The sequence below is a fragment of the Bryobacter aggregatus MPL3 genome (genome assembly GCF_000702445.1).
Classification (GTDB): domain Bacteria; phylum Acidobacteriota; class Terriglobia; order Bryobacterales; family Bryobacteraceae; genus Bryobacter; species Bryobacter aggregatus.
In genome coordinates, this window is record NZ_JNIF01000003.1 from 1048306 (window position 1) to 1063783 (window position 15478).

Sequence of the window (15478 nt, forward strand, 5' to 3'; positions counted from 1 at the left end):
AAGGCTTTAGCCATCGAGCCGCTCATTGCGCTACCCTCAATCCGTGCGCACCACGCTCCTCTATAGCCTTGTTGCTCTGGGAGCACTTCTCCTGTGGATCTTCGCCGCCCGTTCTGTCAGCCTGTTTCTGGACACGCTCCAAACGAAGCCAATCGGGGCAACTCCGGTTTCCAAGCTTCGCTTCGACAACGGCACGCTGGAATTTGCCGGCATCCGCCTGGACTCCTTTACCCCCGCAACCGTCCTTACGGATCTCAAAGTCATGCTCAGTCCCAGGGGACGTGCCACGCTCTCTTTTGGCGCGGCACAGTTCCCCTGCGGCCCGGGCCACTCCAACTTTCCGCCGAGCGGACTGCCCGACATCGATTTCACCCCCGACCCCGGGGACACTGTCACCTACACGACGGAACGAAGCCATTTGAGTTGGCCTACTCCCTTCCAAATGAACTTCATGACCGGCGTCAGCCCTTCCTGGAAGCGCCACCTCTACTCGCGCCTGCAATGGACCAAACGAAGCCACGCCCGGCTTGAGATCCTCTGGCGCTATGAACAGGGCTACTTCAGCGATGGGGGCTGGCGCCCGGAGAAGATCGAATTCGGAACAGGCGGCCTCCTGCATGTCCGCATCACGGAAACGAAAGATCTTTACGAAGCCGCCGTACGCTACCTGGCCACAACAAAACAGTGGGCGCCCGCCACCTACCATCTTGAGGACCGCGGCCCCAGTGCAGACGGCGCCCACGAGATCCTCGCCGCCCTCCATCACGCTGATGCCACAGCGCAGCAGCCCGGTTCCGGACGTTCCGTGCAACTACTGCTCGATTCCAGGACCCGTCAGGTCACAGGCGAATTCGGATTCCAATAAATGCGCCTTACTGCAATTCTTCTCCTCGCCTCGGCTGCAGCGCTGGGGGTCTTCTCTTACTGGGGGCTGTTCACCACCTCCGGCCGCCAGCGTTTCGACGAGATGAGTGGCATGATTCCCTTCTTCGCCGGGTGTCTGGCTGCGCTTGCTGCCGTCTCAAGCGGGATCGCGTACCTGATCGCCTGGAGGCGAGGATAGTCACACCGCGTCCTGGACACAACGGAACCCGATCACGCGGCTGCCGCGCACCGGTGTAAAATCCCAGCGCCGCAACGCACAACGGGCCATTTCGGCCGGCATGATCCAGGAGCCGCCTCGCAAGATCTTCAACGGCAAGTCATCCACCCGAAGCCCATTGCGCAAACGAAACACATTGCCCGTGCCGGAGTCGCTGGCAGTCCACTCCAGTACATTGCCTGCCATGTCGCGGCATCCATACGGCGAGGCGCCCGCCTGTCCATAGTGATCCACGGCAGTGGTTCCAGCACCATCCGTATTGCAGCGGACCGCATCGAACACATCGCCCCACGGATAGACACGGCCATCGGTCCCACGCGCGGCGAGTTCCCATTCCACCTCAAGCGGGAGCCGGGCCGCTCTCCAGGCACAATACGCGCAAGCGCCTCGCCAGGTCACACCCGTGGCAGGATGTTGCGCAAACTGAGGCTTTGCAAAGGAATTCTCACATTCAAACCACTTTGCCTCGCCCAACAGATCGGCACACGGAGGGATCGCATGGGCAGGAAGCGACGCTAGAAACGCCGCATACTGCGCATTCGTGACCGGATCACGATCGATCCAGAAGCCATGCGCCACGCTCTCGATCCGTTGTGTCTCCGCTTCTCCATAGAGGAAAGATCCTCCGGGAACCCAGACCATCTCCTCCACCGCTATCTCATCTTGTCCACGCCATCGACATCGATTGTGACCGGCTTGCCAAGGGACACATAGTCCACATCCACCACCCGCGAACCCAGCACCGCCCCATCGCGAAATACCAGCAGCAAGTTCCGGCCTTCCGGAGGCTTGGAAAACTGAAAACTGCGATCGCGCCCGACGGGAACATCTTCTGCCGATTCCGTTCCAAACAGCGGCTGGATCCGCACCCACAAGGTTGCCCCAACCGTGTCTCCGCCCACCACCTTCCCGGACAAAGCTCTCGGTGTCCCACTCGTCCGCCCCATCGTAAACGCCTGTCCCGCCATCACCACGACATTGCTCGTATCCACCGCCAGCACCAGAGACTCCTCCTGCTTCACGACATAACGAACATTCCAATCTGCCGCCGCAGGGCCATTCTGATAACGCAGAACCGCTGTGTAGCTGCCATACGGAATGCCCGTCGCCAGCAGTCCTTTGAATCGGGCAGCAAACTCCGGCCCCGCATCGCTGGTGAAACGGAATACCCGAACATCCAATGATTTTCCATCCCGGTCTACCGGAACAATGCGCACCGTGGACACTTGCGCCAAGAGGCACTGCGCCAGCAATAGAAAAAGAGCGATCCTCACCAAGTTGGCCGCCTCCTATTCACCATCCTAGGGCACACCAACCGGAAGGATCGCTCTCACAGCGATCTAGAAATAGAACTTCAGGCCCAGCACCAGCCGTCTGGCCAGCGCCGCGGCATTGAAGTAGCCGAGATTCGAGTTGATCTGCGCACCACTCTGGTCAAAGCGCGCGCCGGTATCCACACCAGTGAACTGCGTGTGATTGAAAGCGTTATAGGCCTCGGCCCGGAACTGAATTCTCCGCTGCTCACTCGAACCCAGCTTGAAGTTCTTGAACATCGAGAGATCCCAGTTGGCCAGTCCCGGCTGTGTAAACAGGACTTTTGCGGCATTCCCGGTTCCATTCACGCTGTTGCCCACTGTTGGAGGCTTGATGGCATTGACATTGAACCATTGCCCCTGCGGCCCCGGTTGATCCACCTTAGCCACAACGACACTGCGGCTATCGAGGCCATTGCCCGTGCCACCCGTCAGATCTGCCGAGTAGCTCAAGCTGTAGCCAACACCTGAAGGCGCACCGGTGACAAAGGCAGTGACACCCGAGACTTCCCAACCATCGAGCGCAATCCTCGTCGCCCTGTTGTTCCAGTGCTTGCTGAAGTCGGGCAGGTTGTAAGTGTAGTTCATCTGGAAGTTCTGCGTCCGGTCAAAGCCGCTGCGTCCGTAGTTCCGCATGCGATAGTTCAACACCGGACTCACCGTGCCGCCGATCCCGTCCACCAGATCCATCGCCTTGGACCACGTATAGCTCAGGTTGTAAGTGAGCTTCCGCGCAAAGCGCTTGGTCAACTGCGCCTGGAAAGCATTGTAGTTTCCAATCCCGGCAAACTCGAGATAGTTGATATCGAGAAAGCCCGGACGCGGCCGCAGCAGGTTGGAGTTGAGCGGCCGGTTGCCGGTCACCGTTGGATCAATGTTCTGTGGCAGGAAGTTGGTGCCATAGGGCACCGCATTCAAGTTGCGAGTCTGCAACAGATTCTTCTGTGAGTTGCCGACATAGGCCACGTCCACAACGGTGCCGAACCAGGCACGCTGCTGGACCCCGAAGCTCCAGTTGTAGACCGAAGGCGGCTTGAAATCCCGCTGCACGGAGGTGACACTCGCCGGGCTCTTGCTCAGCGGTGTCGCCAACAGATTGTTGATGGTCGTGAAGTTTGCCGTCGAGGTGAGCACAAGCGGCGGGGTTTGCACAAGTTGCAGAATCTGGTCGTCGCTGAAGCGGTCATAGAAGATACCGAAGCCCGTCCGGATCGCGGTCTGTCCATTGCCGAAGACGTCCCAGGCGAGGCCAATGCGCGGAGCCACCTTGATGGGCGGCGTATACAGGATGCCTTCGTTGTAGATCTTCACACCCTGAAACGGCGTGCCCGCAGCGCTCGAGAAAGAACCGATTTTGACCGCAGGCGAGGTGAGCCCTGTGGCGGGATCCCGTCCGACGCGAGTTCCGGTGGAATCGATGAAAGGTTGAATCAGCGGAGGCTGCAGAGTCCGGTCATAGGTTGCGATATCGAAGGCTCCCAGCTTGTCGCCTGCACTGATCGTTGGCCTGATCAGATAGAAACGGACGCCCGCATCAATGGTCAGACGCTTGGTGACACGCCAGGTGTCCTGTGCAAACCACTCCACATTGAGATAGCGGGCATGGGCGCCCGGGTGCGCATTCGCTTCTGTATAACCATCCACCACGCCCAGCAAAGCATTGGAATAGGCATAGCCCGTATCAAGCGGATTCGTCGCATCGCGATCGAAGTTAAAGGTTCCATTGAAAGGGGTGCTGCGAGCAGCATTGCGAGTGCCACGTTCGAGAAAGATTCCGAACTTCATGCTGTGCTTGCCGCTCACCCAGGAGAGATTGTCCGACCAGTTCCAGATGTTGTTTGTGCCAAAGAAGGGGAAGCGCTGTTCGATATTCAAAGATCCAGCATTCGGAACCCCGCCAAAGGTCGCATTCGGGATCAGCCCGAGGGGATTGGCCTGCGGGAAAAACTGAGGAATGTTCAAGCCGACCTTCGTACGGCTGTTGGCATCGAGCGCCGCCTGAGTCAGTGCTTCCACACTCTGCTTCGCCCGGTTCACACCGAAGGTAAACTCGTTCACCTTGTTGGTACTGAAGGTATGGATCAAAGTAGAGACGAGGCCGGCACTCCGGATCTCATAGGCGATCGGCAACTGCGGCCAGTTGTTGCTGCCTCCTAAACCCGCCAGGAGCTGGAAGCCGCCTTTCGAGGCCTGATAATCCTGAATCAGACGAATGTAGGCCTGGGTCTTGGGAGAAATGTTATAGTCCAGCCGCAGAATGGAATCCCGCCGCGGTTGCTTGTTCACGCTCAGCCCGGCCCAGTTGTATTGACCACCCGGACCCGCCGTGTTGGGCGCAGGAAACAGGTTCAACAGCTTCTGCCCATTCGCATCGATCCGGTTGGCGGGGATGATGTTCCCCGGGAAGGGGGTGTTGCTATTAAAAGGGTCGGTGACGGTGACACCGGATTTCGAGAAATCTCCTCCTCGCTCAGCCAGCGTCGGGAAAGTCTGGTTCTGGACGCCCGACGGAATCGTCAACGGCAAAAAGTCCTGCGACCAGAAGAAAAACAGTTTATCCCGGTTGTGATTGAACTTCGTACCGGGGATGAGGACTGGGCCTCCAATGAAATAACCGGGATTGTTGAACTTATAGTTGGGGCGGCGCAGACCGTTCTTATTGTTGAAGAACTCATTCGCGTTCATCGCCTCATTCCGGAAGAAGTAATAGGCGCCACCGTGGAAGTCCTTGGTGCCGCTCTTAATCACGGTGTTGATCGTTCCGCCGGAGCTACGTCCATACTCCGCCTGGTAATTGCTGGTGAGCACCTTCACCTCGGCAACAGCATCCAGATTCGGCGCCAAGTAGGGTCCCGTCATCGAACCGGTATCAAGGCTCGTCACGCCATCGAGGGTCAGATTGATCGACCCGGCGCGAGTTCCGTTGATGTTGATGCCTACCAGATCGTTCCAGCCGGGCGACTCGCGGTTGGCCGTGTCCGTCACACCGGGAAGCAGTTTCGCTGTTCCAATGTAGCTGCGGCCCTTCAGCGGCAACTCTTGCATCTGGCGAGTGGTAATTAGACCAGAACGCTCGGAGCTCTCCGTTTGCAGTCGAACCACTTCGGCAGTCACAGAGATTGTTTCATTGACTGCGCCCACTTCCAAAGCAATTTTCGGGAGGCTGACACGCTCGGTCGCAGTGAGGGAGATCGATCGTTGCTCGTAGCGCTTGAAACCCGCTGCCGTAACGCTGAGCCGGTATTCTCCAGGCAGCAGCTCATTGAATACAAAGTATCCCTCATCGTCCGTCTTTGCAATTCGCGACTGCGAGGTTTGTAAATTGGTGACACTCACTTCGGCTCCGGACACAACGGAACCAGAACCATCAAGCACCGTGCCGCTCAGTTTTCCAGTAAGCCCTTGGGCGCTTAACTGAGAGCCAGTACTTTGCAACAACACCAGAAGATACAACAACAGAGAGATCGCCCGCATCGTGGCACGAACAAGATTGGTGAACCGTATTCGACTTAGACTCAGATTCCGCATGGCACAGATACTATCGCTTTCTATCAATAATGGAAATGCTTTTCTGGATTAAGCCATTTCAATGCAAGCGGAGATCTCAGATTCTTACCCCAGATCCACATCGTCTGCAAGCCAGTAACTGCGACGGGAAGCCTCGCCACTCCAAGAGCACACTAGCGGAGAATGGAAGCATGAAATACCGTGTTCTCGGCAATTCAGGATTGAAGGTATCAGAGCTGTGCCTCGGCACCGGTACCTTCGGCGGCGGCAACGAGTTCTTCAAAGCGTGGGGTTCCACTGGCGTCGAGGAAGCCAGAAAGTTGATCGGGCTGTGCCTGGACGCAGGAATGAATCTTTTCGACACCGCCGACATTTATTCTGACGGTTTGGCAGAAGAAGTCTTTGGCGAAGCCATTGAAGGCAAGCGAAACGACCTGCTGATTTCCACTAAAGCCACTTTCCGCACCGGTAAGGGTCCGAACGATGTCGGCTCTTCGCGCTACCACTTGATCCAGGCTTGCGAAAACAGCCTGCGCCGCCTGCGGACCGACCATATCGACATTTACCACCTGCACGGCTTCGACGCGCTGACGCCTGTAGAAGAAGCACTCTCGGCCCTCGACACCCTGGTGCGCAGTGGCAAGGTCCGCTACATTGCCTGCTCCAACTTCTCCGGCTGGCACCTCATGAAGTCGCTCTCCGTTTCTGAACGCTATGGATGGTCTAAATATGTCGCGCACCAGGTCTACTATTCGCTCATTGGCCGCGACTACGAGACAGAATTGATGCCGCTCGCAGTCGATCAGAAGATTGGAGCGCTCATCTGGAGTCCGCTGGGCTGGGGAAGACTCACCGGCAAGATCCGGCGCGGCCAACCGCCACCCGACAGCGCCCGGTTGAAGGTGACGGCCGAAAAGAGTCCGCCAGTGGCCGACGAACACATCTATCGGGTCGTCGATGCGATCGACGAGGTGGCCAAGGAGAACGGGAAAACAGTATCGCAGATCGCCTTGAATTGGCTCCTGCGCAAGCCGACCGTTTCCTCTGTCATCATTGGCGCACGCAATGAAGAGCAACTCCGGCAGAATCTCGCTGCTGCCGAGTTCGAACTGACACCGGAACAGGTGCAGAAGCTCGATGCGGCCAGCGAACAGGCCATCCCTTATCCGTATTGGCACCAGCGGCAGTTCCAGGAACGGAATCCGCTGCCGCCCAGCTACGTGCCAGAGGGAGACTGATCTTCCGATGATTCCCCGGACGGATGTGGAGCCAATGCGCGACGGCAACTTGCAGTTGGAATTGCTCGACGTTGCTCCGCATCCCGTCCATCATGTCCCCACCTACCACTTCCGAATGACAGACGCGATCACAGGCGAGGAGTTCGGCAGTATCCGGTTGCGCGTGGGCTCCACCCGTCATATCGAGATGTTTGCCGGGCACATTGGCTATGCCGTGCACGAAGCACATCGCGGTCATCGCTATGCGAGCAGGGCGGTGCGGCTATTGTTGCCGCTGGCACGTAGACTTGGACTCCAACCGCTTTGGATCACCTGCGACCCGGAGAATCTCGCTTCGCGGCGCAGTCTCGAACTGGCCGGCGCCGAGTTTGTCGAGATCGTCGATGTGCCGGAAGACTGCGTGATCTTCCAGTCCGGGCATCCGCGCAAGTGCCGCTACCGCCTTGCTTGAGTCAGAGTTTTTTGCCGCTGACGAGTGTGAACAGCCAGGCAAGGACGGCCCAGACACCGGGAAGCGCAGTCAGCAGGATGGAGAATCGATACCCCTCCTCAAAGCGCTTTTCGCGCGGCCTGCTGCACTTGTCCTTGAGGTCGAGAAATGGGCCTGCCGAGTAGCAGAGGTTCGCAAAAAAGCCATACACCAATGGGCCGGCGATCAGCACGAACGGCTCGATAAAGTCTTCGCCAGGCTTGACTGCGGCGGAGCCTGCCACAACAACCAGAAACAGCGACACCATCCCGACAGCGAACAGGTCACGATTGTAGCGGAAGCGCCTCGCCTCCCACCACCGCCCAGACCTCGAGCTCGCTTATGGGGGCAGTTCCCAGGACTACTGCCTCAACCTCTTCCTGTTTTCCCACTTCCCAATTTTGCCATTCACGCCCACAACAAAGGGGAAGGACAAAGCGTTCCAGCCCTTGTCCTCACTCGATTCCGACCCCACGGCGCGCCAGTTTCGCCCCTCGTCCTGAGATCGATCCGTTCCCGTCGGTCCGACGGCGAGCCAGGCCTGGATCTCCGGAACATAGGCAACGGCGCTGCGATAACCACCCGGAGAGACGCCGCTTGCGGTCCAATGGCCGTCGGTCCAGGTCGCGGCCGTGCCGTCGCGCGCCTCCGGCACTTTGTAATCGCCGCCTACCGCCACGAGAATCAAGCGCTTCCCCTCTCGTCGCATCGCGAGCGAAAAGCCACCCGCGGTTTCTCCGGTCGCCAGTGGCGGATGCGTCGCCGCAATCGGCTGGCACCCTGTGCAACGGGCGTCCAACACTACGGCGAAGAGCGCCGTCGCGCCGCCTCCGGTCACAAAATACAAGCGCCCCGCATCGATCAGAAGCGCCGAGTTGCTGGCAGCAAAAATCGACTGCTTGCTGCTGGTCACTCTGACGCCAGCCTCCCGGAATCGCTTCCAGGTCCTTCCGCCATCTGTTGTCCAAAAGATCGTAAAGAAATCCCCGACCGGATCACCAATCAGCACACCCGTTCTGCGGTTTTCAAAGCGAATCGCATCCCAGAATCCCTCTGGATCGGGGTTGGTGAACAATAGACTCCAAGTCTGGCAGCCATCCGTGGTCTGGTAGACCCGGGACAGATCGCCTTTCCCGGACGACATCACGATCGCCGTCTTGGCATCAAAGGCTTGGACGCTCCGAAAGTCCAGTTGCTCTGCCCCGGGAGGAATCGCGCAGGCCTTCCAGCTTTCGCCATCATCCCTGGTATTAAGGACAGTTCCATTCGTGCCGCTCGCCCAAGCCACGCCCTTCCCCACATTGTGGATGCCACGCAGACTCGCCACCGCCGGAGACTTCTGCATCGTCCACTGTGCGTGCAGAAGATCAGGGAGAAAGACAGTCAGGAGCAGAGCACCGCGTCGCATGCGCGCAGGATAACAGTTAAGCAAAACCTGGCGGGCGTCGCAGGTGCCAATCCGTTGCCATTTGAAAGGCATGCGCTAATGCCAGCACCTGCGGCTCGCCAAACAGCGGCCCGGCAATCTGCAGCCCAATCGGCAACCCGGCACGCGAGAAGCCGCAGGGGATTGAAATGGCAGGCACGCCAAAACGGTTGAAAGCCGAGGTATTACTCGGAGGACGCTGGTAGCTCTCGTCGATTGTCGATTGGATGGTGGGCGCGGTATCGCGCTTGGTGGGAAGAAGCAAAAGATCCACCTGCGTAAAGACGCGGCGAATGTCGCGCCGGCACTCGCGCAAACGCTTCAGCGTCTCGACATAATTCACTGCCGTCACCTGTTTAAGCCCGGTCAACTGCCGCCGCGACCAGGGATGGTACAGTTCCGGTGATCTTTCCAAGAGGGGCGCGTGGAAGTGCAGCAATTCCACATCGTAGCTGCCATCCTTCACAAACTCGAATGCCGGCAGAACGATATCGCGCACCTCACGGACCTTGGGACGAAGCAGCCGAATCGCGGCCTCGACGGCTTCTGCGACCTCCGGGTTCAGTTTTTCAAAGAACGGATCTCTGGGAATCCCGAGGCGCAGATGACCCAAGGGCGCCCGGAGCGCCGCACTGTAGTTTGGAACGGGGGCATCGATTGTGATAGAGTCGTCACGATCGATTCCCGCAATCGCTTGCAATACCAATGCAGCGTCTTCGGCGGATCGTGCCATCGGGCCAATTGTGTCGAGAGAGTAAGCCGAAGGAATCACTCCGCGCGTACTCACCCGGCCCAAACTCGTTTTGAGCCCTGTAATCCCAGAGAAACTAGCGGGGATGCGGATCGAACCGCCGTCATCGCTACCCACGGAGGCGTAACAGAATCTAGCAGTAAGTGCAGTTGCTGAACCAGCAGAAGAACCACCGGCAATATGGTCCAGGTTCCACGGATTGTGGACCACGCCAAAATTGCTCGTGGTACCGGTGCCTTCCAAGGCAAACTCGTCCAGATTTAGCTTCCCCAAACATACAGTGCCTGCGGTGCGAAGACGCGCCGCAACCTCGGCGTCTTGTGACGGAATCCGATCGCGAAAGACTTTGCTCGCAGCAGTCGTAAGAACTCCTGCTGTGTCGATGTTGTCCTTCAGCGCAATTGGAATGCCGTGCAACATTCCCGCAGGTCGCACTGCATCGCACGCGCGTGCCCTCATTAAGGCATCCTCCTCCGTTAAGGTGATGAAGCTGTTCAGCTTTGGGTCCAGCCTCTTCACGCGTGCAATGCAGAGTTTGGTGAGCTCTTCAGACGAGATTTTCCGCCGCCGCAATGCGATCGCGGCTTGCGCCAGACTCCAGAACTCTGGTGGCGCATCGGCCGCGTTGGCAGAGCTCGCACTCATTGTCAGAAGGAATCCCCGCCTGCTTGTTTCCATCGTCATCCCGCCAGTATAGGGTCTTGAAGTAATAAAAAATACCCGGGAAGGCGAACAAATAGAGAACGGAATATGAATTGAACTATGGTTAAAACATTAAAACAGTTGCATGACAGATCAAGAGGTGATGGAATCGGACCTGTCTTTATGAAGAAACATTTAGCACTGACTGCCTTATGCGTGTTCGGCCTACTCTCGGCTGCTCCCGCATTTTCCCAGTCCTTTACCGCAACCATCCGCGGCATCGTCAAAGACGGATCGGATGCTGGCGTAGCGGGAGCGAAGGTTGTCGCACGCGAAGCCGCCCGCAACATTGACCATCCCACCACGAGTGATAGCGAAGGTCGCTATGTCGTAACCGCCCTGCCACCGGGCCGTTATACCCTGAGCGTCGAACTCGCCGGATTTAAGAAATTCCAGCAGAAGGAATTTGAATTGCAGGTCTCGCAGCAGGCCACAATTGATGTGACCTTGAGCGTCGGTGACGTCTCCACGTCGATCGAAATTTCCTCTTCTGCTCCGCTGATCAACACCACCAGTTCGTCGCTCGGCCAAGTGGTTGAGAACCGCTACATCCAGGCCTTGCCGCTAGCTGGCCGTTCGCCTCTGGCCCTGGTCTCCCTCGCTCCTGGCATCACCCCGGTGAACCAGAACCCCAATGGACAGACCAACACGAACTTCGTTGCCAGCGGTACGCGCAACTCCACTGCGGACGTGCTTCTGGACGGTATGTCGGTAACGACGATCGAACAGAACTCGGGCGTGACGGACCTCAAGTATCAGCCCTCTGTGGACGTCGTACAAGAGTTCAAAGTCGCCACCAACTCGTTGGCGGCTGAATACGGCAACACGGGCGCTGCGATCATCAACATGGTGACCAAGTCCGGTACGAATCAGTTCCATGGCAACGCCTATGAATTCCATCGCAACTCGGCGCTCAATGCAAACGAATGGTTTGCCAACCGCAACGGTCGTGCGATCCCCGATTTCACCCGTAACGTCTTCGGTGGCACCCTCGGCGGACCGGTTCACATTCCGAAAGTCTATGACGGCCGGAACAAGACCTTCTTCTTTGTCGACTATGAAGGCACTCGTCAAACCAGCGCGACCTCCGCGACTGCGACGATGCCGACCATCGCCGAGCGCACCGGCGACTTCTCCAACACGCGCAACTCCAACGGCACGCTGAGCGTCATCTACAATCCCTTCGACACCTATAAGCTGGCCAATGGCGACACGCGCCGCAACCCCTTCCCAGGGAACATTGTTCCTCTGTCGATGCAGAACCCGATCGCTCGCAAGGTCATGAGCTATTACCTCGATCCGACCACGGCCGGCAATCAATACACCCAGACGAACAACTTCTTCAACCAGAGCACGAACAAGAGCAGCGCCAACCAGATGGACTTCAAGATCGATCACACCTTGAACGATAAGAACCGTCTGTCGGGCCGTTACTCGCGGAACCGCAGCCAATCCATTGCTGCCAACCTCTGGGGCAGTGCAGCAAACCGTTTCTCTGACGGTGATGGCTACACCCATACCCAGAATGGTGTGCTCGATTTCACGCGCGTACAGAGCGCTTCGACGATCTACACCTTCCGCTTGGGCGTCACCCGCTCGGACTACTCGCGCATTCCCCAGTCCTTCGGATTCAACCCCACCTCGCTGGGACTGCCTGCCATCTACAACACTTCGGGCGTGAACCTCTTCCCGAGCTTTGCTCCTGAAAATTACCAGGCTATCGGCACCAACGGTTATGCCCTCATGGGCCGTGGCGAAGACGTTTCGAGCATCACCGGCAGCGTCGTCAAGAACCTTTCCGGTCACACGATCAAGGCTGGCGGCGAAGGCCGCTTCATGCGCCTGAACTATCTGCAGCCTGGCTATCCGCAGGGCAACTTCAACTTCGGTCGCGGTACCACCGGCGAGAACCCGCTGACGGCTTCCAACACCCAGGGCAACGCGATTGCATCGATGCTGCTCGGTTGGGGTACTGGCGGTGACTACCACATCGATCCGTGGTCGGCCTCTGCTTCGCAGTACTTCGGCTTCTACGTTCAGGACGACTGGAAGGTCACCCGCAAGCTGACCCTCAACATCGGTCTGCGCTATGACTTTGACGTGCCCCGCACGGAACGCTACAACCGCTTGAGCTGGTTCGACTTCGGCGCTCCTTCGCCGATCGCCGGTAAGGTTCCTGGCTACGAAAACCTCAAGGGCCAGTTCCGCTTCACCGACAGCGAAACCCGTTCGCCGCTCAATAGCGACATGAACAACTTCCAGCCCCGCGCCGGATTTGCTTATGCGCTCGACAGCAAGACTGCCATCCGTGGCGGCTTCGGCGTCCAGTACGCCACCTCGCGTGGAACCGTGAAGGGCCACACGGGTTCTGGCTTCACCACCAACTCTTCGCCGCAGTTCTCACGCGATAGCGGCCTCACGCCCTACGCCACCTTGTCGAATCCTTACCCGAACGGTCTGACCCTGCCTCCTGGCAACACGCTCGGCACCTCGACCTTCCTCGGTCTCGGTATCGGCACCGAACAGCGCGACAACGAGAATCCCCAGATCCTCGCCTGGAACCTCTCGGTACAGCGTGAACTCGGCTGGAACAGCGTGTTCGAAATCAACTACGCTGCCACCAAGGGCAACCACCTCTATTACGGTGGCCTCGAGAATCAGAACCTTCTCGATCCTCGCTACTGGAGCCTGGGCCGTACCGCGTTGAACGAATCCGTTGCGAACCCCTTCGCTTCGGTCATCACCAACTCGCAATCGCGCCTGAGCCAGACCACCATCCCGCGTAGCGTACTGCTCCGCCCCTTCCCGCAGTATGATGGCGGCGTCAGCGGCAACTCACCCAGCCGTGCAAACTCCATCTATCATTCGATGCAGCTCCGCTTCGAGAAGCGTTTCTCGAAGGGCTTCTCGGCTCTTGCTCACTACACCTGGGCGAAGAGCATTGACGACACCGCTCTGACCAACGGAAACGTTTCCTGGTTGGGTGGCGGCACGAACGTGCAGAACCGCTACGATCTCCGCCAGGAGCGCTCGCTCTCCGCGAACGATCTGACGCACCGCGCCACGATCACCTTCTCCTACCAGTTGCCCTTCGGCCGTGGCCGTCAGTTCGGCTCCGGGATGAACCAGGTTGCCAACCTGTTGGTTGGTGGCTGGGAACTCTCCGGTCTCACCACACTGGCAGTCGGCTTCCCGATCATCCCGACCCTGGCCAATGGCCAGCTCTGGGATGCTTCGCAGCGTCCGAACCTCGTTGGCAACCCCGGCACCTCCGGCCGCATCCAGGACCGCCTGAATGCCTACCTGAATCCGGCTGCCTTCACCCGTCCCGCGTCTGACACCTACGGCAGCTCTGCCCGTACACTCAACACGCGTACCCCGGGTGTTCGCTCCTTCGACACCGCGTTGATGAAGAACTTCAATCTGGGTGAAAAGCGGTACTTCCAGTTCCGCGCAGAATCCTTCAACTTCTTCAACCATCCGATCTTCAGCGGCCCCAACTCGAACTTCGGCGACAGCAACTTTGGCGTCATCACTGGCACCTCAGTAGGCTCGCGTCAGATGCAGTTGGCTCTGAAGTTCTACTTCTAAGCCTCGGCATAACCCGAGTTGCAAAGAGCCTCCCTTCGGGGAGGCTCTTTGCTTTTGGCCACCTTCAGAAATCGGCGACAATCGAAAGAGACACGAATGACCGCCGCTGAACCCAACTCCCCGTGCACATGAGTGCCGTCCTGATCTGGTTGATTGCAACCGGCGTCATCCTGGGGGTCTTGTTCCGGCCCAGACAATGGCCTGAAGCAATCTGGGCTTCTCTCGGAGCGATTTTGCTTATTGCCGCAGGACTGCTTCCCGTGGAAGACGCCATCGCCGCAATCGGCAGGGGAAGCGACGTCTATCTCTTCCTGATTGGCATGATGCTGCTGGCAGAACTGGCACGCCTGGAAGGCGTATTCGATTGGCTCGCCGGCCTGGCCGTCCGCGCCGCCCAAGGCTCACAAACCCGGCTCTTCACGCTGATCTACGCCGTGGGAATCGCAGTGACCGTCTTTCTCTCGAATGACGCGACGGCCGTGGTCCTGACCCCGGCGGTCTATGCAGCAGTGAAGAAGGCTCGCACCAGTGCCCTGCCCTACCTGTTCATCTGCGCCTTCATTGCCAATGCTGCAAGCTTTGTCCTCCCCATTTCCAATCCAGCGAATCTGGTGGTTTATGGAAAGACACTACCGCCCTTGTTCCCGTGGCTCCGCACCTTTCTGCTTCCCTCACTGTGCTCCATCGGAGCCACGTATCTGGTGTTACGGTGGCTGGCGCGCAAGGAACTGGAGGTGCCTTTGGCAGGCGATGCCGCAGCCGTCCGGCTCAGCCGCGACGGCTGGCTGGCCCTGTGGGGCGTCGTGCTCACAGGTTTTGTCCTGATCGCCGCTTCCGCTTTAGGCCTGGAACTCGGCTTGCCTACCCTCGTGACAGCATTGTTGTCCGTGCTCCTTGCAACCCGCGCCAGAATCATGGCCCTCACGGCAGTGGCCAAAGGAGTTTCCTGGGCGGTGCTACCGCTCGTTGGGGGCCTCTTTATTTTGGTCGAAGCATTGAACCACACCGGCGCCCGGGATGGAATCGGAAATCTGCTGAGCCACTGTTCAAGAATGCCTACGCTCATTGGCTCACTGGCCGCTTCATTCGGCGTGGCCGGGCTCTCGAACCTGATGAATAACCTGCCCTCCGGGCTGCTGACCGGAAGCGTGCTGCAGGAGTTGCCAGTGCCCGGCTACCTCCGGGATTCCGTGCTGATCGGAATCGACCTGGGGCCGAACCTCTCGGTGACAGGATCGTTGGCGACCGTCTTGTGGCTGATCGCCTTGCGCCGGGAAGGAATTGAGATCAGCGGCTGGCACTTTCTCAAAATGGGCTTCATTGTGATGCCGCCCGCTTTGCTGCTGGCAACGATTGCAGTCTGGTGGATGGCGGCCTAG

Annotated in this window: 12 protein-coding genes; 6 read left to right on the forward strand and 6 right to left on the reverse strand. The window is 58.5% G+C overall.

Going from position 1 to position 15478, the window contains the following annotated elements; all coding sequences use genetic code 11:
* Positions 1 to 43 precede the first annotated feature (43 nt).
* Together M017_RS0105195 and M017_RS0105200 are read left to right on the forward strand one after the other, a co-directional pair.
* Entirely contained in the window at positions 44 to 865 is an 822-nt protein-coding gene (locus tag M017_RS0105195) for a hypothetical protein (protein WP_155121249.1), read from the forward strand.
* The gene (locus tag M017_RS0105200; RefSeq protein ID WP_031496337.1) at positions 866 to 1063 is read left to right on the forward strand and encodes a hypothetical protein; all 198 of its coding nucleotides are present in this window, start codon (positions 866 to 868) and stop codon (positions 1061 to 1063) included.
* Here the strand turns inward: M017_RS0105200 and M017_RS26320 are convergent, their stop codons facing one another.
* From M017_RS26320 to M017_RS0105215, 3 genes are all read right to left on the reverse strand, one after another.
* Positions 1064 to 1744 carry a formylglycine-generating enzyme family protein gene (locus tag M017_RS26320; RefSeq protein ID WP_162179840.1) on the reverse strand — a complete coding sequence of 227 codons (681 nt, stop codon included), beginning with the start codon at positions 1742 to 1744 and terminating at the stop codon, positions 1064 to 1066.
* Between the two features lie 11 nt (positions 1745 to 1755).
* Complete coding sequence (locus M017_RS0105210; protein WP_155121250.1) at positions 1756 to 2376, reverse strand: hypothetical protein; 621 nt, start codon at positions 2374 to 2376, stop codon at positions 1756 to 1758.
* Between the two features lie 66 nt (positions 2377 to 2442).
* A complete protein-coding gene (locus tag M017_RS0105215) occupies positions 2443 to 5889 on the reverse strand; it encodes a TonB-dependent receptor (RefSeq protein WP_031496341.1) in 3447 nt (1148 codons plus the stop codon).
* A gap of 224 nt (positions 5890 to 6113) precedes the next feature.
* Between M017_RS0105215 and M017_RS0105220 the strand changes: the two genes are divergently transcribed.
* On the forward strand, positions 6114 to 7160 hold the full coding sequence (locus M017_RS0105220; protein ID WP_031496343.1) for an aldo/keto reductase: 1047 nt from the start codon (positions 6114 to 6116) through the stop codon (positions 7158 to 7160).
* Between the two features lie 7 nt (positions 7161 to 7167).
* Complete coding sequence (locus tag M017_RS0105225) at positions 7168 to 7611, forward strand: GNAT family N-acetyltransferase (protein ID WP_031496344.1); 444 nt, start codon at positions 7168 to 7170, stop codon at positions 7609 to 7611.
* Between the two features lies 1 nt (position 7612).
* Here M017_RS0105225 and M017_RS0105230 read toward each other — a convergent pair whose 3' ends face one another.
* The 3 genes from M017_RS0105230 to M017_RS0105240 form a co-directional block, all read right to left on the reverse strand.
* Positions 7613 to 7897: a hypothetical protein gene (locus M017_RS0105230; RefSeq protein ID WP_031496345.1), complete on the reverse strand. Its 285-nt coding sequence runs from the start codon at positions 7895 to 7897 to the stop codon at positions 7613 to 7615.
* Between the two features lie 93 nt (positions 7898 to 7990).
* Complete coding sequence (locus M017_RS0105235; RefSeq protein ID WP_035957681.1) at positions 7991 to 9037, reverse strand: WD40/YVTN/BNR-like repeat-containing protein; 1047 nt, start codon at positions 9035 to 9037, stop codon at positions 7991 to 7993.
* Positions 9038 to 9053: 16 nt separating this feature from the next.
* Positions 9054 to 10451: an Asp-tRNA(Asn)/Glu-tRNA(Gln) amidotransferase GatCAB subunit A gene (locus tag M017_RS0105240; protein WP_051669533.1), complete on the reverse strand. Its 1398-nt coding sequence runs from the start codon at positions 10449 to 10451 to the stop codon at positions 9054 to 9056.
* A gap of 180 nt (positions 10452 to 10631) precedes the next feature.
* On the opposite strand from M017_RS0105240, the gene M017_RS0105245 reads away from it, so the two are divergent.
* Together M017_RS0105245 and M017_RS0105250 are read left to right on the forward strand one after the other, a co-directional pair.
* Positions 10632 to 14099: a carboxypeptidase-like regulatory domain-containing protein gene (locus M017_RS0105245; RefSeq protein WP_031496351.1), complete on the forward strand. Its 3468-nt coding sequence runs from the start codon at positions 10632 to 10634 to the stop codon at positions 14097 to 14099.
* Positions 14100 to 14227: 128 nt separating this feature from the next.
* Positions 14228 to 15478, forward strand: a complete 1251-nt coding sequence (locus tag M017_RS0105250) for an arsenic transporter (RefSeq protein ID WP_031496352.1) — start codon at positions 14228 to 14230, stop codon at positions 15476 to 15478.

Coding starts and splice junctions, on each gene's coding strand:
- M017_RS0105200 (WP_031496337.1), top strand. CDS start 866: ATGCGCCTTACTGCAATTCTTCTCCTCGCCTCGGCTGCAGCGCTGGGG.
- M017_RS26320 (WP_162179840.1), bottom strand. CDS start 1,744: ATGGTCTGGGTTCCCGGAGGATCTTTCCTCTATGGAGAAGCGGAGACA.
- M017_RS0105215 (WP_031496341.1), bottom strand. CDS start 5,889: ATGCGGGCGATCTCTCTGTTGTTGTATCTTCTGGTGTTGTTGCAAAGT.
- M017_RS0105220 (WP_031496343.1), top strand. CDS start 6,114: ATGAAATACCGTGTTCTCGGCAATTCAGGATTGAAGGTATCAGAGCTG.
- M017_RS0105225 (WP_031496344.1), top strand. CDS start 7,168: ATGATTCCCCGGACGGATGTGGAGCCAATGCGCGACGGCAACTTGCAG.
- M017_RS0105230 (WP_031496345.1), bottom strand. CDS start 7,897: ATGGTGTCGCTGTTTCTGGTTGTTGTGGCAGGCTCCGCCGCAGTCAAG.
- M017_RS0105235 (WP_035957681.1), bottom strand. CDS start 9,037: ATGCGACGCGGTGCTCTGCTCCTGACTGTCTTTCTCCCTGATCTTCTG.
- M017_RS0105240 (WP_051669533.1), bottom strand. CDS start 10,451: ATGAGTGCGAGCTCTGCCAACGCGGCCGATGCGCCACCAGAGTTCTGG.
- M017_RS0105245 (WP_031496351.1), top strand. CDS start 10,632: ATGAAGAAACATTTAGCACTGACTGCCTTATGCGTGTTCGGCCTACTC.
- M017_RS0105250 (WP_031496352.1), top strand. CDS start 14,228: ATGAGTGCCGTCCTGATCTGGTTGATTGCAACCGGCGTCATCCTGGGG.